The organism is Kitasatospora sp. NPDC001095 (genome assembly GCF_053598615.1).
In genome coordinates, this window is record NZ_JBSFKQ010000015.1 from 17,936 (window position 1) to 36,822 (window position 18,887).

22 protein-coding genes are annotated in these 18,887 nt (G+C 73.3%); 13 read left to right on the plus strand and 9 right to left on the minus strand.

Annotated elements, in window-relative coordinates:
• Positions 1-33: 33 nt before the first annotated feature.
• Positions 34-720, minus strand: a complete 687-nt coding sequence (locus ACWDBB_RS15840; RefSeq protein WP_449790115.1) for an SMI1/KNR4 family protein — start codon at positions 718-720, stop codon at positions 34-36.
• A 238-nt stretch (positions 721-958) separates the two neighbouring features.
• On the opposite strand from ACWDBB_RS15840, the gene ACWDBB_RS15845 reads away from it, so the two are divergent.
• Genes ACWDBB_RS15845 through ACWDBB_RS15855 form a run of 3 tightly spaced genes read left to right on the plus strand, consistent with a single transcriptional unit; the run spans position 959 to position 4,236 of the window.
• A complete protein-coding gene (locus ACWDBB_RS15845) occupies positions 959-1,897 on the plus strand; it encodes a carbohydrate ABC transporter permease (RefSeq protein WP_449790116.1) in 939 nt (312 codons plus the stop codon).
• Positions 1,894-2,793 (plus strand): carbohydrate ABC transporter permease, encoded by a 900-nt coding sequence (locus tag ACWDBB_RS15850; RefSeq protein ID WP_449790117.1) that lies wholly within the window; start codon positions 1,894-1,896, stop codon positions 2,791-2,793. The genes ACWDBB_RS15845 and ACWDBB_RS15850 overlap by 4 nt, the downstream gene beginning before the upstream one ends.
• Positions 2,794-2,841: 48 nt before the next feature.
• Positions 2,842-4,236: an ABC transporter substrate-binding protein gene (locus tag ACWDBB_RS15855; protein ID WP_449790118.1), complete on the plus strand. Its 1,395-nt coding sequence runs from the start codon at positions 2,842-2,844 to the stop codon at positions 4,234-4,236.
• Between the two features lie 100 nt (positions 4,237-4,336).
• On the opposite strand, the gene ACWDBB_RS15860 is transcribed toward ACWDBB_RS15855, so the two are convergent.
• Complete coding sequence (locus tag ACWDBB_RS15860; RefSeq protein ID WP_449790119.1) at positions 4,337-4,606, minus strand: helix-turn-helix domain-containing protein; 270 nt, start codon at positions 4,604-4,606, stop codon at positions 4,337-4,339.
• A 131-nt stretch (positions 4,607-4,737) separates the two neighbouring features.
• Here ACWDBB_RS15860 and map point away from each other — a divergent pair, with 131 nt between their 5' ends.
• From map to ACWDBB_RS15875, 3 genes are all read left to right on the plus strand, one after another.
• Entirely contained in the window at positions 4,738-5,505 is a 768-nt protein-coding gene (map, locus tag ACWDBB_RS15865) for a type I methionyl aminopeptidase (RefSeq protein ID WP_392883573.1), read from the plus strand.
• A gap of 113 nt (positions 5,506-5,618) precedes the next feature.
• Complete coding sequence (locus ACWDBB_RS15870) at positions 5,619-6,044, plus strand: acyl-CoA thioesterase (RefSeq protein ID WP_449790120.1); 426 nt, start codon at positions 5,619-5,621, stop codon at positions 6,042-6,044.
• 412 nt (positions 6,045-6,456) lie between these two features.
• Positions 6,457-8,766: a transglycosylase domain-containing protein gene (locus tag ACWDBB_RS15875; protein WP_449790121.1), complete on the plus strand. Its 2,310-nt coding sequence runs from the start codon at positions 6,457-6,459 to the stop codon at positions 8,764-8,766.
• Between the two features lie 145 nt (positions 8,767-8,911).
• Here the strand turns inward: ACWDBB_RS15875 and ACWDBB_RS15880 are convergent, their stop codons facing one another.
• Together ACWDBB_RS15880 and ACWDBB_RS15885 are read right to left on the minus strand one after the other, a co-directional pair.
• On the minus strand, positions 8,912-9,478 hold the full coding sequence (locus ACWDBB_RS15880) for a hypothetical protein (protein WP_449790122.1): 567 nt from the start codon (positions 9,476-9,478) through the stop codon (positions 8,912-8,914).
• A gap of 80 nt (positions 9,479-9,558) precedes the next feature.
• The gene (locus ACWDBB_RS15885) at positions 9,559-10,107 is read right to left on the minus strand and encodes an RBBP9/YdeN family alpha/beta hydrolase (RefSeq protein WP_449790123.1); all 549 of its coding nucleotides are present in this window, start codon (positions 10,105-10,107) and stop codon (positions 9,559-9,561) included.
• A 257-nt stretch (positions 10,108-10,364) separates the two neighbouring features.
• Between ACWDBB_RS15885 and ACWDBB_RS15890 the strand changes: the two genes are divergently transcribed.
• The 3 genes from ACWDBB_RS15890 to ACWDBB_RS15900 all read left to right on the plus strand — a co-directional run bounded on the left by ACWDBB_RS15890 (position 10,365) and on the right by ACWDBB_RS15900 (position 13,092).
• Positions 10,365-10,931, plus strand: coding sequence for a DJ-1/PfpI family protein (locus tag ACWDBB_RS15890; RefSeq protein ID WP_449790124.1), 567 nt, complete (start codon positions 10,365-10,367; stop codon positions 10,929-10,931).
• A 236-nt stretch (positions 10,932-11,167) separates the two neighbouring features.
• Entirely contained in the window at positions 11,168-12,514 is a 1,347-nt protein-coding gene (locus tag ACWDBB_RS15895; protein WP_449790125.1) for a serine hydrolase domain-containing protein, read from the plus strand.
• Positions 12,515-12,573: 59 nt separating this feature from the next.
• Complete coding sequence (locus ACWDBB_RS15900) at positions 12,574-13,092, plus strand: gamma carbonic anhydrase family protein (protein WP_449790126.1); 519 nt, start codon at positions 12,574-12,576, stop codon at positions 13,090-13,092.
• A 23-nt stretch (positions 13,093-13,115) separates the two neighbouring features.
• On the opposite strand, the gene ACWDBB_RS15905 is transcribed toward ACWDBB_RS15900, so the two are convergent.
• Complete coding sequence (locus ACWDBB_RS15905) at positions 13,116-14,309, minus strand: MFS transporter (RefSeq protein ID WP_449790127.1); 1,194 nt, start codon at positions 14,307-14,309, stop codon at positions 13,116-13,118.
• Between the two features lie 177 nt (positions 14,310-14,486).
• On the opposite strand from ACWDBB_RS15905, the gene ACWDBB_RS15910 reads away from it, so the two are divergent.
• The 4 genes from ACWDBB_RS15910 (at position 14,487) to ACWDBB_RS15925 (ending at position 16,344) form a co-directional block, all read left to right on the plus strand.
• Positions 14,487-14,732 (plus strand): DUF2277 domain-containing protein, encoded by a 246-nt coding sequence (locus ACWDBB_RS15910; RefSeq protein ID WP_449790128.1) that lies wholly within the window; start codon positions 14,487-14,489, stop codon positions 14,730-14,732.
• A 15-nt stretch (positions 14,733-14,747) separates the two neighbouring features.
• On the plus strand, positions 14,748-14,984 hold the full coding sequence (locus ACWDBB_RS15915; protein WP_392883556.1) for a DUF6296 family protein: 237 nt from the start codon (positions 14,748-14,750) through the stop codon (positions 14,982-14,984).
• 69 nt (positions 14,985-15,053) lie between these two features.
• Positions 15,054-15,338: a DUF427 domain-containing protein gene (locus ACWDBB_RS15920; RefSeq protein WP_449790129.1), complete on the plus strand. Its 285-nt coding sequence runs from the start codon at positions 15,054-15,056 to the stop codon at positions 15,336-15,338.
• Between the two features lie 52 nt (positions 15,339-15,390).
• Positions 15,391-16,344, plus strand: coding sequence for a hypothetical protein (locus tag ACWDBB_RS15925; protein ID WP_449790130.1), 954 nt, complete (start codon positions 15,391-15,393; stop codon positions 16,342-16,344).
• A gap of 48 nt (positions 16,345-16,392) precedes the next feature.
• Here ACWDBB_RS15925 and ACWDBB_RS15930 read toward each other — a convergent pair whose 3' ends face one another.
• From ACWDBB_RS15930 to ACWDBB_RS15945, 4 genes are all read right to left on the minus strand, one after another.
• Positions 16,393-16,731: a hypothetical protein gene (locus ACWDBB_RS15930; protein ID WP_449790131.1), complete on the minus strand. Its 339-nt coding sequence runs from the start codon at positions 16,729-16,731 to the stop codon at positions 16,393-16,395.
• A 103-nt stretch (positions 16,732-16,834) separates the two neighbouring features.
• Complete coding sequence (locus tag ACWDBB_RS15935; protein WP_449790132.1) at positions 16,835-16,999, minus strand: hypothetical protein; 165 nt, start codon at positions 16,997-16,999, stop codon at positions 16,835-16,837.
• A gap of 191 nt (positions 17,000-17,190) precedes the next feature.
• A complete protein-coding gene (locus ACWDBB_RS15940; RefSeq protein ID WP_449790133.1) occupies positions 17,191-18,405 on the minus strand; it encodes a cytochrome P450 in 1,215 nt (404 codons plus the stop codon).
• 108 nt (positions 18,406-18,513) lie between these two features.
• Positions 18,514-18,726: a ferredoxin gene (locus tag ACWDBB_RS15945; RefSeq protein ID WP_449790134.1), complete on the minus strand. Its 213-nt coding sequence runs from the start codon at positions 18,724-18,726 to the stop codon at positions 18,514-18,516.
• Between the last annotated feature and the right edge of the window lie 161 nt (positions 18,727-18,887).

Consider the following 18,887-nt stretch of genomic DNA (forward strand, 5'->3'; position numbering starts at 1 on the left):
CCGCGGCGATCGCCGCCGCGATCGCCGCAGGGCTCACTCGCCCAGCCACTTCCCGGGCACCGCCTCGTAGAGCGCCTCCAGCGCCTGCGGGGTGCGTGCCCGGGCCGCCGCCCAGGCCCCCTCGGCCACCCCGATCAGCGCCTCCGGCCCCTGGTACCAGCGGAAGTTGCGGCCAAGCGCGGGCAACTCCCGCATACCGACCGGCAGTTCGTCCTCCAGGTCGAGGACGTCGGTCAGCTCGTGGTCCTCCAGCAGCTTCTCCGTCAGCGCCATCGCCGCGGCCGCCGTCGAGAAGCGCTCCTCCCAGGGCTCCCACCGCTCCTGCGACTTGTCCGCCAGGTCGAGCCGGCCCACCGTCGGTGGGTCCTCCCGGTCGAGGTCGTCCAGCAGCACGCCCCAGTACGCGCAGCCCTGGTTCTCCGCCCGGTACACCAGCGCGCCGTCCAGCACGTACAGCTCCGTCGGGGTCAGCAGCACGTCCTGGCTGCTGGTCAGGTCCGCCCGGCGGCCGAACAACCGGTACGCCTCGCGCAGCGCCGCCGGCAGCCGCAGGCCGAGGCGCAGCTCGGCGGCGTCCAACTCCGCGTCCGTGAAGCCGTCGTCCGGGCCCAGCGGCTCGCCCCAGTACGCGGCGAAGCCCTTGACGAGTTCCCAGGCACCCGCGCGGGAGCGCACACTTTCGGCCATTGCAGCCGGGATGTCGAATTCCGTTTCGTCCACCCGCGCACCGTACGCCACCCCTCCGACAGCGCGGTGAACCGCCGGACCGCCCGCCCAACTGGCGCTCCGCCGCCCGTCTGCCGCCCGTCCGCCGCCCGTCCGCGCACGACCGGCCGGATCTGACGCGAACGCGTAATCCCGGTGACACCCGTTGATCACCACGAGGTTTCCGGACCGTCGTTCGGGCAAGACACGGTTTCGGCCTGAACCGACATCACGAAAGGCGGACGCGCGAAAGATGCCGACCGCACCGCACACCGCGGCCCTCCCGGGCCGCCGCCCACGAGCGCACCGGGGAGGACGCTGGGGCGAACACGGGCTCGCCTGGGCCTTCCTGCTGCCGTCCCTGGTGGTCTTCGTCCTCTTCATCGGCTACCCGCTGGGGCGGACCGTCTACCTCAGCGGGCACGCCAACGACCTCTTCGGCGCGCCCTCGCGCTACGTGGGGACGAAGCACTACACCGACCTGTTCGCCTCGGCCGACTTCGGCCGCACCCTGACGACCACGGCGCTGTTCACGCTGATCACCGTGGTTCCCGGGGTGCTCGGCGCGCTGGCGCTGGTCCTGCTCCTGGAGAACCGGATCCGCGGCGTGCGGCTGCTGCGCTCGGCCTTCGCACTGCCCTTCGCGTTCTCGGTGGCCAGTGCCTCGGTGGTGTTCGCGGTGTTCTTCAATCCCGCCAGCGGGGTGCTCAACGGCCTGCTCTCGCACGTCGGCCTCGGCCCGGTCGGCTGGCTGACCGACTCCCGCTACGCGCTGTTCTCGGTGGCCGTCACCACGGTGTGGATGAACCTCGGCTACAACGTGCTGGTGCTCTCCGCGGGCATCGGGTCGATCCCGGGCGAGGTCGTCGAGGCGGCCCGCATCGACGGCGCCTCCGGTCTGCGGCTGGCCCGTTCGATCACCATCCCGATGCTCGGTCCGAACCTGTTCTTCCTGACCGTGGTCTCCACCGTCCACGCGCTCCAGAGCTTCGGCCAGATCCACATCCTCACCAAGGGCGGGCCGGACGGCTCCACCCGGACCCTCGTCTACTCCGTGTACGAGAAGGCCTTCGCCTACGGCTCCAGCGACTTCGGCACCGCGAGTGCCCAGGCCTTGGTGCTGCTCGTGGTCGTCCTCGCCTGCACGGCCGTCCAGTTCGGCGTCCTGGAGCGGAAGGTGCACTACGCGTGACCACCCTGACCACCGAGGCCGAGAAGACGGCGGCCGAGGCGCCCCGCCCGCGCGCCCGCGCCCTCGCCGGGCGCTCCCCGCGCGACCTGCTCGGCCGTGCCGCCGTCTACCTGCTGCTCGCCGTCGCCGTCGTCACCGTGGCCTTCCCGGTCTACTACGCGATCGCCGGCGCCTTCATGGGCCCGTCCGAACTCTCCTCCTACCCGCCGGCCCTGGTGCCGCACTCGGTCACCGGCCGGAACTTCTCCGGCGCCGTGGAGGCCATCCCGCTGGCCCGCCAGTACGCCAACTCGGCGATCGTGGCGACGGTCATCACCCTCGCCCAGCTGTTCACCTCGATCCTCGCCGCGTACGCCTTCGTCTTCCTGCCGATGAAGGCGCGGGCCGTGGTGTTCGGGGTGTTCCTGGCCACGCTGATGGTCCCCTGGGAGGCCATCATCATCCCCAACTACCTGACGCTGTCCGGCTGGGGGCTCGGCAACACCTACTTCGGCCTGGTGCTGCCCTTCCTGGCCTCCGGCTTCGGCACCTTCATGCTGCGCCAGGCCTTCCGGCAGCTGCCCGGCGAGCTGCGGGACGCGGCCCGGATCGACGGGGCCGGCCACTGGCGCTTCCTGTGGCGGATCGTCGTCCCGCTCAACAAGCCGGCCCTCGCGGCGCTGTCGATCTACGTCTTCCTGTCGGCCTGGAACCAGTACTTCTGGCCGCTGATCATCACCCGCACGGCGAACATGCAGACCCTCCAGATCGGTCTGACCTCGCTGCGCGACTCCGAGATGGCCGACCCCGGGCTGATCCTGGCCGGCGTCGTGCTCTCCCTGCTGCCCACCCTCGCCCTGGTGGTCTTCGGCCAGCGCTTCATCGTCCGCGGCCTGACCGCGGGCGCCGTCCGCTGACCCGCTTCCCGTCCACGACCCGCTTCCCCGGATAGAGAGAGAACCCTCGTGAAGAAGAGTGCGCGCGCGCTCGCGGCCCTGCTGGTGGCCGGCCTGTCCCTGACCGCCTGCAGCTCCGGCGGCTCCGGTTCCGGCGCCGGCGGCTCCTCCGACGCCGGCGCGCCCGGCGCCCAGGCCCTCGACCAGGCCTCCGGTGTCACCACCGTCGAGTTCTGGCACTCGATGACCGGCAAGAACGCCGACGTGCTGAACGGCCTGGTCAGCCAGTTCAACGCCGCCCACCAGGGCAAGATCGAGGTCAAGGCGGAGTTCCAGGGCAAGTACGACGAGCTGGTCACCAAGTACAAGGCCGCGGTGCAGCAGAAGGGCACCCCCGCCCTGGCGCAGGTCTACGACATCGGCACCCGGTTCATGATCGACTCCAGGCAGACCGTCCCGGCCCAGGCCTTCGCCGACAAGGACGGCTACGCGCTGGACGACCTGGACGCCAACATCCGCAACTACTACTCGGTCGGCGGCAAGCTCCAGTCGATGCCGTTCAACTCCTCGATGCCGCTGCTCTACCTGAACACCGACGCCTTCAAGGAGGCCGGCCTCGACCCGGCCCAGGCTCCCAAGGACCTCGACGGGCTGGGCGAGCTGGCCAAGAAGCTCACCAAGAAGGACGCCGACGGCAAGACCGTCCGGTACGGCTTCGGCGCCGCCATCTACGGCTGGTTCGTCGAGCAGCTGCTCGCCGAGTCCGGCGCCATGTACTGCGACAACGACAACGGCCGCGGCAACAAGGCCGGCAAGGTCGTCTTCGACTCCGCCCAGGGCGCCCGGATCGTCCAGTGGTGGGCCGACCTGGTCAAGGGCGGCTACGCCGCCAACACCGGCCGCACCACCGACGACGCCCAGGCCGCGTTCAAGGCCGGCACGGTCGCGATGCACCTGGAGTCCACCGGCGTGCTGCGCGGCTACACCGAGGCCGCGAAGTTCGGCGTAGGCACCGCGGCCTTCCCGAAGGTCACCGCCGCCGACCAGGGCGGCCCGGTGATCGGCGGCGCCTCGCTGTGGATCAGCGGCCCCGGCCACTCGGACGCCGAGAAGCGCGCCGCCTGGGAGTTCGAGAAGTTCGTCTCCGCCCCCGAGCAGCAGGCCGTCTGGCACACCGGCACCGGCTACTTCCCGGTCAACACCAAGTCCCTGGACGACCCCAAGGACAAGGAGTGGGTGGCCAAGTACCCGCAGTTCCAGACCGCGATCGACCAGCTGAAGGCCACCAAGCCGACCCCTGCCACGGCCGGCTGCCTGCTCGGCGTGATGCCGCAGGCCCGCAAGGGCGTGGAGACCGCGATCGAGCAGACCATCGCGGGCACCAAGCCGGCCCAGCAGGCTCTGGCCGACGCCGCGAAGGAGCTGCAGCCGGCGATCGAGAGCTACAACAGCTCGGTCGGCTGAACCCGCCACGGCTGAACCCGCCACGGCTCAGCGCCGCCACCGGGCGCCGCCACGACGACGGCCCGCCCCGCGCACCGCGCGCGGGGCGGGCCGCCGCCGTTCAGGCGGAGAGCGCCTCGCCGTCCTCCGGGGGCGCGCAGGCGGCCGCCAGTTCGTCCAGCGAGAGGTCGAGCGCGAAGGCCAGCGCGGCGATGGTGAAGAAGGACGGTGTCGGTGCCCGGCCCGTCTCGATCTTCCGCAGCGTCTCCGCCGAGACGCCCGCCACCGCCGCCACCTCGACCATGCTGCGCTCGCCGCGCGCCTCGCGCAGCAGCGCCCCGAAGCGCTCGCCGCGCTCGCGCTCCCACGGGGTCAGCGGAGTCCTCACCATGCCGACGAGTCTAGGGCCTGTCTCCCGGATCCTTCCCGGGACGGTCCTGCGGCACCGTCAGGCGGTGCCGTCCCACCCATCGGCCGTGATACAAATACCGGTATAAGAATTGGATCCAGGAGGGATGCGCCATGGTCGAACTCAAGTCGGACGCCGGGCTGGCCGCGATGCGCGAGGCCGGACGGGTGGTGGCGGACGCGCTGGCGGCCGTCCGGGAGCAGGCCGCGGTCGGCGTGAGCCTGCTGGAGCTGGACGAGGTGGCGCGCGGGGTGCTCAAGGCTGCCGGAGCCTCCTCGCCGTTCCTCGGCTACCGCCCCGCCTTCGCGCCCGTCCCGTTCCCGGCCGTCATCTGCGCCTCGGTGAACGACGCCGTGGTGCACGGCATCCCGGACGGCTACCGGCTGCGCGACGGCGACCTGGTGAGCATCGACTGCGGCGCCGTCCTGGACGGCTGGGCCGGGGACTCGGCGGTCAGCTTCACCGTCGGAACCGCCCGCCCCGAGGACACCGCCCTGATCGAGACCACCCGGCGCGCCCTGGAGGCGGGCATCGCCGCCGCCGTGGTCGGCAACCGGACCGGGGACATCGCCCACGCCATCGGCACCGTCGCCCGCGCCGGCCGGTACGGCCTGCTGGACGGCTACGGCGGCCACGGCATCGGCCGCCGGATGCACGAGGACCCGCACGTGCCCAACGAGGGCCGCCCGGGCCGGGGTTACCCGTTGCGCCCCGGTCTGGTGCTGGCGATCGAGCCGATGCTGCTGGCCGGCGGCCGCGACGACCACCGCACCGATCCGGACGGCTGGACCCTGCGCACCGTCGACGGCCGCCGGGCCGCCCACATCGAGCACACCGTCGCCGTCACCGAGGACGGCCCGCGCGTCCTCACCCTGCCCTGATCCGACCGGGCACCGCCGTCGACCACCCTGTCCGGGTGGCCCCGGAGGCCGTCCGGCCGGGGTGACGGAGGACACGCGGTGGTGCCCCGGTGGCCCGGAGTACCGTGCGGGGCATGAGTGATCAGGCCTTCAGCACACGCATCACCGTCCGCGGCTACGAGACCGACTCGCAGGGTCACCTCAACCAGGCGGTCTACCTCCAGTACGCCGAGCACGCCCGCTGGGAGTACCTCCGGGCGGCCGGGATCCGCCAGACGGACCTGGTGGCCGAGGGCGTCGGCCCGGTGGTCCTGGAGACCACGGTCAAATACCTGCGGGAGCTGCGCGCGGGCGACTCGGTGGAGGTCGGCTGCTCGTTCACCTGGCGGGACGGCAAGACCTTCCAGGTGGTGCAGCGGCTGGTCCGCGAGGACGGCGTGCTGGCCGCCGAGATCACCGGCGTCGGCGGCATCCTCGACCTGAAGGAGCGCAGGCTGGTCGCCGACCCGCGCGAGCCGCTGCGCGCCCTGGCCGCCGACCCGGGCCTGCTCGGCCTCTGACCCGACACCCGGTTCCGCCCCCATCATCCTCCGCGGCCGGAGACCGCCCCTGTAGCGGTCTCCACCCGTTCCCGGGCGCTTTCCCCACCCCCGGCCGGCCCGCTGCCCGGATGGGCCCAAGCTCCCTGCCGAGGCGGGCTCTTGGACAACGCCTGTGCCGACGGGGTGGTGACGGACTGCCTGACCACCGGCCGCCGCCCGGCCGGGGACGTCCTCTGCCGGGCAAGCTGAGCGACCGGTAGGGGAGCGGGGAGCGGCACGAGGGGGGCAACGGGCCGTGGACGAACGGCCCTTGCACCGGCGCGCGTGCCCGTTCGACGCTCGGGAATGAGTCGAATCCGTCGCGATTTTGTGACAATCCTTCGCCAACACCCGTCCCCCAGCGCCTGTTCACGGCCGTAGTGTTCGATCTATGTCACCGAAGAGCCGCATACCCGCCGCCTCGGACCCGGGCGACACCTGGGTGCCCCGCCCGAGGCGCCGCGAGACCCCGCTCGGCATCCTGGGCCACGCGGCCACCTTCCTCGGCGCCAGCGTGCTGGGCGGCATCCTGGTGGCGGGCCTGATCCTCCCGGCGGCCGGGGCGGTCGGACTCGGCGCGAAGAACGGCGCCGAGGGCTTCGAGAGCATCCCCGACGACTTCAAGACCCCGCCGCTGAGCCAGGCCACGCAGATCTTCGACGCCGGCGGCGGCCTGATCGCCAAGGTCTACGAGCGCGACCGCACCGTCATATCCGCCGACCAGATGTCCCCGCTGATCCGCACGGCGCAGGTGGACATCGAGGACGCCCGCTTCTACGAGCACGGCGCCGTCGACCTCAAGGGCGTCCTGCGCGCGATCACCAAGAACGCGGAGAGCGGAGCCGCCGTCCAGGGCGCCTCCACGCTCACCCAGCAGTACGTGAAGAACGTCAACGTGGAGAAGGCCGGCGACGACGCGGACGCCGTGCGCGAGGCGCAGCGCAAGACCCTCGGCCGCAAGATCCAGGAACTCCGGTACGCCATCAAGCTGGAGGAGGACCTGACCAAGGAGCAGATCCTCACCAACTACCTCAACATCACCTTCTACGGCCACCAGGCGTACGGCATCCAGGCCGCCTCCCAGCGCTACTTCGGCAAGGACGCCAAGGACCTCGACCTGCCCGAGGCGGCCATGCTCGCCGGGCTGGTGCAGAACCCGTCCCAGTACGACCCGAAGCTGCACCCGGTGGCCGCCCAGAAGCGCCGCGACACCGTGATCGACAAGATGGTGGAGAACAAGCACATCACCGCCGACCAGGCCAGGGAGGCGAAGGCGGCCCCGCTCGGCCTCAACTACCAGGACCCGCGCAACGGCTGCATCACCGCGCAGGCCGGCATGGGCTTCTTCTGCGACTACGTCCGCCACGTCGTCAAGCAGGACCCGGCCTTCGGCAAGAGCGCGGCCGAGCGCAAGCGGCTCTGGGACACCGGCGGCCTGAACATCTACACCACCCTGGACCCGGAGAAGCAGGCCGCCGCCCAGAAGGCCGTCTCCACCAAGGTGTACGTCACCGACCCGGTCTCGGCCGCGATGACGATGGTCGAGCCCGGCAGCGGCAAGATCCTGGCGATGGCCCAGACCCGCCCGTACGGCCTGGCCAAGGAGAAGAACGAGACCGTCGTCAACTACAACGTCGACGCGGCGATGGGCGGCGGCATCGGCTTCCAGCCCGGCTCCAACTTCAAGCCGATCGTGGCCGCCGCCGCCCTGGAGGCCGGTCTGCCGCCCACCCAGCGGTACGACTCGCCCAACCGGATGGACTGGCCGACGATGCGGACCTGCGACGGCACCTGGAAGAACCTCAGCAAGGGCAAGAAGGAGGGGACCATCCCCAACGAGAGCGCCTCCGAGGTGGGCCCGTACGAGCTCAAGCAGGCCATGGCGCTCTCCGTGAACACCTACTTCGTGCAGATGGAGCAGGAGATCGGCCTCTGCGCGGTCAAGCAGATGGCCAACAAGCTGGGCGTGGCCGGAAAGGCCGACGGCTCGCCGCTGTCGGAGGTGCCCGGGCTCGGCCTCGGCACCGAGGAGGTCACCCCGCTGACCATGGCGAACGTGTACGCGACCTTCGCCGCCCGGGGCACCTACTGCGCGCCGCTGGCGATCAACCGGATCACCACGGTGGGCGGCACCGACGTCCCGGTGCCCCCGGCCCGGTGCACCCCGGCGATGTCCGAGGACACCGCGGACGTGATCAACAGCGTGCTGCTCGGGGTGACGGAGAAGGGCGGCACCGCACGGGACCTCGGCCTGGACGACCGCCGCCAGATCGCCGGCAAGACCGGGACCACGGACGAGAAGAAGTCGGCCTGGTTCACCGGCTACACGGGCAACCTGGCCGGCTCGGTCTGGCTGGGCAGCCCGGGTACCAAGGTGCCCATGCGCAACATCCGGATCGGCGGCACCTACCAGGCGGAGGTCTTCGGCGCCACCGGCCCCGGGCCGATCTGGCAGAAGGCGATGAGCGACGCGGTGCGGAACATGCCGGAGAAGGACTTCACCACCGTCTACATCCCCGACCCGGTGCGACGGGACCCCAACTGCACCACCTCCAGCGGCTCGCCGGGCTCGGTCACCTGCACCGGCGCCCCCGCCACCGGGAGCCCGACGAACGGCGGCCGGCCGCGCGGCGTCAACCCGGCCCCCGGCCGTACCGGGTCGCCCGTCCCGCCCGGCGCCACCGACCCCGAGGACCAGTGAACCGCCGGCCCCGCGCGACTACGGGTGCTCGCGCGGGGCCGCGGCCCGATCCGCGCCGGTCGAGAGGGCGGGCCCGTCGGCCTGCCGCGTCTCGATCGCCGGCTACCGCGCCCCACCCGCCGGCCTCCGACGCCTCGATCGCCGGCTACCGCGCCTCGACGGGCTCGCCGCTGTCCTGGTCGAGGTTGAACACCCGCCGGTAGGAGTCCGTCACCACGGTGATCTGCGAGCGCCCGGTCCAGCGGGCCTCCACCAGCCGGGCGTCGCCCCGGCCCCGGCCGACGTCCGCCAGCGACCAGCGCCGGGCCGACCAGCCCTCACCGCTCTCCAGCAGCACCTGCCAGTGCTCGTCAGCCTCCGGCCCGGCGGCGTACGAGCGGTGCACCACCACCAGGGCGTTCTCGGCCCCGGCCGGGGCGTCCTCCCGGCTGCGGGTCTCGGCCGCCGACACCTTGTGCACGGCCAATACGCCGAGCAGGAACACCACCCCGGCGGTCACCGTGACCGCCCGGGTGGCCGTCCGCACGGCGGTGCGCAGGTCGCTCAGCCAGGCGGCGGCGATCAGCGCCGCCAGCGCCCCGCCGAGCAGCAGCCCCGGCCGGTTGAGCAGGTCGGCCACCGCCATCCGCCCGCCCGACCGGCTCTCCCACTGCCCCTCGGTGTAGAGCAGCACGGCGGCCAGCCCGCCGAGCACCAGCATCCGGACCAGCACGCGCCTGGCCCGGGACGTCCGTCGGTCCGTCGTCCGTCGGTCCACCGTTCCCCCGTTTCCCCCGTCCGCCGTCGCGGCGGTCACAGCTCGGCGAGCAGCTCGCGGCCCTGAGGCCAGTCGCCCAGCCCGGATTCGGAGTTGAGGTGCCCGTACGCGCCCGGCTCGACGTAGCGGGCTCCCCAGGCGGCCGCGAACGCGCGGGCCCGCTCCGCGGAGACCCACGGGTCGTCGGTGGAGGCGACCACGATGGTCGGGAACGGGAACCGTTCCAGCGCCACCGGGCGGAAGTTCACCAGCTCCGGGACCTCGGCGGTGTCGACGTCCGCCGGGGCGACCAGCAGCGCGCCCCGGACGGCGGCGGTCCGCTCGGCGGAGGCGGTGGCCGCCCAGTGGGCCGCCGTGACGCAGCCCAGGCTGTGGGCGACCAGCACCACCGGGCCCTCGGCGGCGGCCGCGGCCACCGCCGCGTCCACCCGGGCCACCCAGTCCGTCCGCTTCGGGTGGTCCCAGTCCGCCTGCTCGACCCGGCGGAAGGACTCCGGCTCGGCCGCCTCCCAGCGGGTCTGCCAGTGCTCGGGGCCGGAATTCTGGTAGCCGGGAAGGACGAGGTGGGTGGTGCGGTCCGGCATGGGCTCCTCCGGAGAAGGACGGTCGTGGGCAGCAGGAGTCTAGGCCGCGGGCGTCAGGCCCCCGCATCCGGGCGGCCGACCCGGCGCGCACCCCCGGCGACAGGCGCGCGCACCTCCGTTCTGCGCCGTCGTACGCCCGGTGCGCCCCGTTGCCAACGGTGCCGCCGGTACGGGAGGTTGGACCGGGCCCGGGCCGGCCGCCACGGCCCGGCGCCCGTACCCGACCTGAGGCTCGACCACGTGGAGGGATGTCGGCGATGACATCGAAGATCCTGCTCATCACCGGGGACGCCGCCGAGTCACTGGAGGTGTTCTACCCCTACCAGCGGCTGCGCGAGGAGGGCTACCAGGTCGACATCGCGGCCCCGACGAAGAAGCGCCTCCAGTTCGTGGTGCACGACTTCGTCGAGGGGTTCGACACCTACACCGAGAAGCCCGGCTACACCTGGCCCGCCGACCTGGCCTTCGCCGACGTCGAGCCGGCCGACTACGTGGCCCTGGTCATCCCCGGCGGCCGCGCCCCCGAGTACCTGCGCAACGACCCGGAGGTGCAGCGGATCGCCCGGCACTTCTTCGACGAGGACAAGCCCGTCGCCCAGATCTGCCACGGCCCGCTGATCACCGCCGCCGCCGGCCTGCTGGACGGCCGCCGCACCTCGGCCTACCCGGCGCTGGCCCCGGACGTGAAGGCGTCGGGCGCCGAGTTCGTGGACGGCGAGGCGGTGGTGGACGGCGTGGTCGTCTCGGCCCGCGCCTGGCCCGACCACCCGGCGTGGCTGCGCGCCTTCATCGAGGTCCTGCGCACCAAGGCGCCGCTCGGCTGACCCGTACCACCGGCGCCTGACCCGCACCGCCGCTCACCGGAGCCGGACCGCCGGAGCCGGAGCCGCACCGCCGGAGCCGGACCCCGAGATGCGTCGGGGTCCGGCTCCGGGGTTCCTCGGGGTCGGAGCCCGTCCCCAGGTGGACGACCCGCTCCCGGTCGGCCCGGCATGGTGTCAAGTGAGCACCCACCATTCGGAGTTGACCACTCCTCCGACCCCGGACCAGGGAGGACGGCATGACCGCCGACCCGACCGCCCCCGCCCCAGGTCGCCGCCGGAAGGCCCTGCGCGCCGCCCTCGCTGCCGCCGTGGGCGTCGGCCTGCTCACCGTCCTCGCCCCGGCCGCCGTCGCCGGACCCGTCGACTTCCTGCCGACCCCCGGCTGCCACGGCGCCGTGCACCTCGCCGTCCCCGGCGCGGAGGGCACCCCCACCGAGGGCACCCCCACCGAGGGCACCCCCACCGGGGGCATCACCGCCGAGCGCGCCGCCGCCGAGCGCCGGGGCGACTGGACGGCCGCCGACGCCGCCCTCGCCGGGATGACCGACCCCGGCTACTCGACCTCCGCCCTCGCCGCCGTCCGCGAACGGGGCCGGCTGGTCTGGCGGAACGCCACCGGCGTCGCCGAACTCGCCACCGGCGAGCCCGCCGACCCCGAGGGCGCGTTCCGGATCGGCAGCGCCACCAAGACCTTCGTCGCCACCACCCTGCTCCAACTCGTCGGCGAGCACCGGCTGGACCTCGACGACCGCCTGGAGTGCCTGCTGCCGGACGTCGTCCCGAACAGCACCGCGATCACCGTGCGGCAACTGCTCGACCACACCAGCGGCGTCGCCGACTACACCCAGGACCCGGCCTTCCGGTTCGACGACCCGGACTGGCTGAGCGACCGCCGCTACACGTCCTACCGGCTGCGGGACCTGGTGGACCTCGCCAACAGGTACCCGCCGGCCTTCGCCCCCGGCCAGGACTGGCAGTACTCCAACACCAACTACATCCTGGTCGGGATGATCATCGAGAAGCTCACCGGCCACAGCTGGAACGACGAGGTCACCCGCCGGATCATCCGCCCGCTCGGCCTCGTCGACACCTGGATGCCCGGCGACCTCCCGTTCATCCCGGGCCCGCACGCCCACGGCTACGTCAAGGCGGCCACCGGCCCGGTCGACGTCACCGTGCTCAACCCCTCCATGGCCGGCTCCGCCGGCGGCGGCATCTCCACCACCGCCGACCTGACCGCCTTCCTCGACGCCCTGCTCGGCGGCCGCCTGCTGCGGCCGGCCGAACTCGCCGCGATGAAGGAGACCACCGCCCACGGGGAGGGCCGGACGTACGGCCTCGGGCTCCAGCGCCTGGACACCCCCTGCGGCCCCTTCTGGGGCCACGCCGGCGGCATCCCCGGCTACAGCACGATGATGCTCGCCTCCCCGGACGGACGGCGCGCGTTCGCCGCGAACACCACCGTCTACGACATCCCGGACCCGGACGCCGCCAACGCGGCCTGGCACAGGGTGACCACGACCGCCCTCTGCGGCGCCCGGCCCACCGCCGCCGTACCCGACCTCGCCCGCATGGCACCGTGACCGAGCCCCTACGCTGACCGGCGACCCAACGGCCCACACCGTCACCAGGAGGACGCGCCATGGCAGAGCCGCTGATCGCCGCAGTCGGGGGCAGGGAGCCCGCCGTCGACCCGGGCGCCTTCGTGGCCCCGAACGCCGTCGTGGTCGGGGACGTGACCGTCGCCGCCGGCGCGAGCGTCTGGTACGGCGCGGTGCTGCGCGGCGACGCCGAGTCGATCACCGTCGGCGCTGGCAGCAACATCCAGGACAACTGCACCCTGCACGCCGACCCCGGCTTCCCGCTGGTGGTCGGCGAGCGGATCTCGGTCGGCCACAACGCCGTGCTGCACGGCTGCACGGTCGAGGACGACGTGCTGGTGGGCATGAGCGCCACCGTGCTCAACGGCGCCCGGATCGGCACCGGCTCGCTGGTCGCGGCCGGCGCGGTGGTGCCGCAGGGCATGGTCGTCCCGCCCGGCTCGCTGGTCGCCGGCGTCCCGGCCAAGGTCCGCCGCGAGCTGACCGAGGACGAGAAGTCGGGCATCAGGGACAACGGCGCCGGCTACCGGCTCCTCGCCGAGGCCCACCGGGAGATCTAGACCGATCTAGACCGTGGTCATCTCTAGACCGTGGTCATCGCGGCCGCCGCCGGTTCCGTCGGAACGGGCGCCGGCCGGCGCCGGTCGACCGCCCAGGCGAGCACCGCGACCAGCGTTCCCGAGGCGGCCAGGACCGCGCCGACCAGCGTCGGCGCGGTCCAGCCGAGCCCGGCGTCCAAGGCGAGCCCGCCGAAGTACGCGCCCTGGGCGTTGGCCAGGTTGAAGGCGCCCTGCACCGTCGCCGAGGCCAGGGTCGGCGCGCTGCGCGCCTTCTGCAGCACCAGGGTCTGCACGGCCGGCACGATCGCGAAGCCGAACAGCCCGATCAGCACCACCGTGACGGCCGCCGACCAGCGGGCGTGCGCGGTCACCGCGAACAGCGCCAGGGTGGCCGAGAGCAGCACGAAGGCCGCGCAGACGGTCGGGCGCAGCGCCCGGTCGGCGGCGAACCCGCCCAGTACGTTGCCGATCGTCATGCCGACCCCGAACAGTGCCAGCACCAGCGTGACCGAGCCGGCGGCGTACCCGGAGACCTCGGTGAGCAGCGGCGTGATGTAGCTGTAGCAGGCGAAGAAGCCGCCGCAGCCGAACACCACGGTGGCCAGCGCCAGCCAGAGCTGCCCGCTGCGGAAGGCCCGCAGCTCGTGCCGGAGCCCGGACTGGCCGGGGGAGGGCAGCGCGGGCACCAGCCGGGCGATGGCGAGCGTACCGGCCGCCGCGATCAGCACGACCACCAGCATGGTCGCCCGCCAGCCCAGGTGCTGGCCGAGCAGGGTCGCGGCCGGGACGCCGACGATGTTGGCGACGGTCAGCCCGGAGAACATCACGGCCACCGCCCGGGCCCGCCGGTCCGGTGCGACCAGTTCGGCCGCCGCCACCGCGCCGGCGCCGAAGAACGCGCCGTGCGGCAGCCCGGTGACCAGCCGGGCGGCGGCCAGTGTCCAGAAGTCCGGGGCCACCGCGCAGAGCAGGTTGCCGGTCGCGAACAGCCCGGCCAGCGCCACCAGCACCGCCTTGCGCGGCCGCCCGGCGGCGAGCGCGGTCAGCAGCGGCGCACCGACCACCACCCCCAGCGCGTACGCCGAGATCAGCCAGCCCGCCTGCGGGATGGAGACGTGGAGGCTGTCGGCGACCTGGGGGAGCAGCCCCATGGCGGCGAATTCGGTGGTTCCGATGGCGAACGCGGTGACGGCCAGCGCGAGCAGCGCGAGAGGCAAGGGAGTGACTCCGGGGTGATGCCGACGGACCGGGAGAGCGCGCGGCGGGACGAGGGAGGGGCGGAGGTGGGATGAATTCGTTCGTCCGGCATCCTAATCAGGCCGGATGACGGCGCCGTGAGGTGCGTGTGACGAAAGGGGGTCGCCGCCGCGGCCCCCGCGCGCGAGACTGGGAGCATGTGCCGCAACATCAAGACCCTGCGACCCCCCGTCACGCCCGACGCCGACGAGGCGGACTTCCACGCGGCGGCTCTCCAGTACGTCCGCAAGGTCTCCGGGTTCCGCGCCCCTGCGGCGCACAACCGGGAGGCCTTCGACCGGGCCGTGGAGGCGGTCGCCGAGGCCACCGCCCGGCTGCTGGCGGAACTGGAGGTCCGAGGCCCGCACATTCGGGCCGCCGTGCCGGCCGAGGCCGCCGGGTAGGCAGGAGCAGCCGTGATGAACCCCGCCGAGCGCTACGCACTCACCTTCCCCGGCACCCCGGGGACCCAGGCCCCGCAGGACGTCGTGGTGGTCGCCCGCACCGACGCGACAGGCCCGGGCGGTCACCCGGTGTACGAGGACGAGAGCGGGATCGTCCGGGCCGAGATCAGCGACGCGGGCGAGGTCCGGATGCTCGCCAGCGGCGGCCACCAGAGCCCGCACGTGCCGGTGCACGCCCACCCGCTGTCCTGACCGCCCCGGCCGCCCGGGTGGTGCGGGGAACCCTGGGCGCGACGCCCGCCCGTCAGGCACAATCACGGTATGACCACAGCGAGTTGGCAGGGCGTCGTCATCGCCGAGAGTGACGACACCGTCGTCGTCGAGGGCAACCACTACTTCCCGGCCGCGGCGGTGCGCACCGAGTACCTGCGCCCCTCGGACACCACCACGGTGTGCGGCTGGAAGGGCACCGCCGGCTACTACACCCTGGAGGTGGACGGGCGGACCAACCCGGACGCCGCCTGGTTCTACGCCGATCCGAAGCCCGAGGCCGAGCACGTGCGCGACCGGGTGGCCTTCTGGAAAGGGGTGGAGATCGTCGAGTAGCCGGCCCGGGCCGGCCGTGCCGTCGCCGCCGCGAAAGGGGTACCGGATTCCCATGGCAGTCTTCCGCAGACCGGTCCGCTTCCCCAGGCCGGGCCGCCCCCGGCCGCCCGCCGGGCCCGACCGGGCCGAGGCCGAACTGACCGAGCACCTCGCCGAACTGGTCGAGGAGTCCGAGCAGCCCGTCGGCGAGGGCCCGGTCGCCGAGTACACGGCGAAGCAGCGCGGCCGCGGCCGGGCGCTGGTGCTGCAGACCGTCCGGCTGCTGGGTCGCGGTGGCCGGGCCGCCGCCCGGGGAGCGGCCAAGGGCGCCGCGTACGGGGGCAGGGCGCTGACCGAGCAGCTGGTGCACACCGCGCCGCGGATCCCGGTGCGCGACCTCGCCACCCTGCGGGCGCAGCACCCGGGGGCGGCCTTCCCGGAGCAGCTGGCCGACCTGCTGGTCACCGGCGCCGTCCGGGCCTCCGGCACGCTCGGCGCGGGCGTCGGCGCGGCGGCGATGCTGCCGGTGCCACCCGCGATGCCGGTGGAGATCGCGGCCGAGACGCTCGCGGTGGCGGCCGTGGAGATCAAGCTGATCGCCGAGCTGCACGAGGTCTACGGCACCCCGGCGCAGGGCACCGCCACACAGCGAGCCGGCGCCTACCTCGGTGCCTGGGCGAACCGCCGCGGGATCGACGCGAGCCTGCTGGTGCGGCCCGCCGGCTTCGCCGCGCTGGCGATCGGCTCGGAGGTGCGCCAGAAGGTCCGCCGCCGGTTGACCCGCAGCTCGCTGCGGCACCTGCCGGCGGTGATCCCGCTGCTGGTCGGCGCCGGCATCGGCGCCACCATGAACCGCCGCGACACCCGCCGGCTGGCCGACGAGGTGCGCAGGGACCTGCGCGGGCGCCGCCCGTCGGACCGTAGCTACTGGACCGTGGCCGCGCCCGCCCTGAAGGGCGAGACGGTGGCGCGCGGCGGGGCGGTGGAGGCGGACGGGAGCGTGGAGGCGGACGGGACGGCCCCGTAGGGCGGGGGAGCAGCGGCACGGCGCGCCGCTGCTCCCTCCCGGAGGTTCCTAGGCCTTCGGCGGAGCCGGTGCGCCCGCGCCCCGGCCGGCCTTGACGCCGTTCACCATCGCCTGGTGGATCGCGCGTGCGGTGGTCTCGTCGGCCGCCGGCACCGGGCTCCCGACGACGGTGTACCAGTCCAGCGCGCCGGTGTACTGGACGGTCAGTCTCGCCTCGCCGTCGACCCAGGTGGTGTGCACGGTGAGGTCGCCGGAGATCGGACCGACCTCGGTGGTGGTCACCCCACCGGGGCCGCTGATGATCGATTGAGTGGTCCAGGTCGCCCACGACGTGCGCGGGTCCGCGGGCGGTCGGGCCTGGCGGTTGCCTTGGTCGTGTTCGGTCATGCGCCTCTCCTCCCCCGCGGGTGGCTCGCCGCCGGAGCGGCGACACCCGCGGTCGCGGCGACCGCCCGGTCCCACCGGGCGGTCGAGTCGGCACGGCGGACGGTCAGCCGGACTGGCCGGGTCCGTCCAGCATGGGGGCGCCCTCCGCCTGGGAGGTGTCCTGCGCGTGCAGGTTCTGCATCGAGGGGATGCCCTCCTCGGGGTCCGCGGCGCGGACGTCCTCGTCTTCCTCGGTGCTCACCGTGGACCGGTCGCTCATGTCGGTCATCGCGGGCTCCGTCTCCTCGGCCGGTCCCGGCGCGCGGGGTCGCGCGCGGGGTGGGGCCAGTGGTGTCTCTTCGCCCTTCCAGCCTGCCTCCGCCCCGGCGCCGGGGCCAGCCGGGTGCCCGGCCGGCCCCCGCGGACGTCTGCGGAACCTCGCGGACCTCGCCCGGCCGTCAGCAGGCAGTCACCGGGCCGTCACCATGCGACGGGCAGCGAGTGCATGCCGTAGATGAACGAGTCGGTGCGGAACGACAGCTCCTCGCGCGGGACGGCCAGCCGCAGTCCGGGCAGTCGCCGGAACAGCGTGGCCAGCGCGATCTGCAGCTCGGCGCGGGCCAGCGGCTGGCCGAGGCACTGGTGCACGCCGAAGCCGAAGGCCAGGTGGCGCCGGGCGTCCCGGTCCAGGTCCAGCTCCTCCACCGGCCGCCGGTCGGTGCCGCCGAACAGTTCCTCGTCCCGGTTGGCGGTGGAGAGCATCGCCATCACGCCCTCACCGGCCCTGATCGTCGTGCCGCCCAGCTCCACGTCCTCCAACGCCACCCGGGCCACCCCGGTGTGGATGATCGTGAGGTGGCGCAGCAGCTCCTCCACCGCTCCGGGCAGTGCGGCCGGGTCGGCCAGCCTGTCGATCTGCTCCGGCTGCTCCAGCAGCAGGGCGGTGGAGAGCGAGATCATGTTCGCGGTCGTCTCGTGCCCGCCGACCAGCAGCAGGAAGCCGGTGGTGGCGATCTGGCGCGTGGTGAGGTCGTCCCGGACGGCGAGCCGGCTGAGGATGTCGTCCTGCGGCTGCGCCCGCTTGCGGGCCGTCAGCTCCGTCAGGTACTCCAGCATCTCGTCCCGGGCGTCCAGGAGCTGCTGCGGCGAGCTGCTCTGGGTGAGCAGCGCCCGGCTGACGCGCTGGAAGAACTCGTGGTCCTCGTACGGGACGCCGAGCAGCAGGCAGATCACCAGCGACGGGATGGGCAGCGCGAAGTCGGCGACCAGGTCGGCCTCGGTGCGGCCGCCGGTCATCGTGTCCAGCGCCTCGTCCGTGATCCGCTGGATGTCAGGGCGCATCGCCTGGATCCGCTTGACCAGGAAGTCCCCGGTGACCATGCGGCGCAGCCGGGCGTGCTCGGGGTCGTCGAGGTTCAGGAAGCTCGGGTGTTCGGTGATCCGCTCCCGGCTGCCGGCGACCAGCAGCGGGAAGGACGGGTGGCGGATGTCCGAGCTGAACCGGCGGTCGGACAGGATGGCGCGGACCTCGGTGTAGCCGGTGGCGAGCCAACAGGGCTCGCCCCCGGGCATGGTGGCCCGGGTCAGCCGGGCGGTGGCGGCGGCCTCGACGTACGCGGGCGGCGGGCCGAACGGGCAGCCGGCCGAGTGCTTGGCCGGGAGGGAGATGGCGGGGGCGGTGGACGAGCTCGTCAAGGCGGGGTCTCCTTGCGTCGCGATGGTTCTCCGGTGGGGACTTGGTCGCGAGGACGGGTCGGTCACGTTGCGGCCGGGGGCGGTTGCCCGCTTCCGGCCGAGGATCGCCTAGGTCTGCGCCGGCTCGTCCTCGACCACGGTGATCGCGCCGCCCGGGCAGAGCTGGGAGGCCAGTCTGAGGTCATCGAACTGGTCGGGCCGGAAGGAGGTCTGACGGAGCCTCACCAGGCTGTCGTCTTCGTCCTGGTCGAAGACCTCGGGAACGTTCAGGACGCACATTCCGGAGCTGCAGCAGCGGTCCCGGTCGACACTCACCCGCATGGTCGGGCACCTCTCGCCAGTGCGCCGCCGGCTGCCCGGCGGCCGCCTCTCGTTGTCATTGCCAACCTAACCGCCGTTGATCCGTCCACGGCGGGTGCGGCGGCGGGATCGTCGAGAATGGCCGATTAGGTTCACGCCGGAGCCGTCGGACGGCGAGGCAG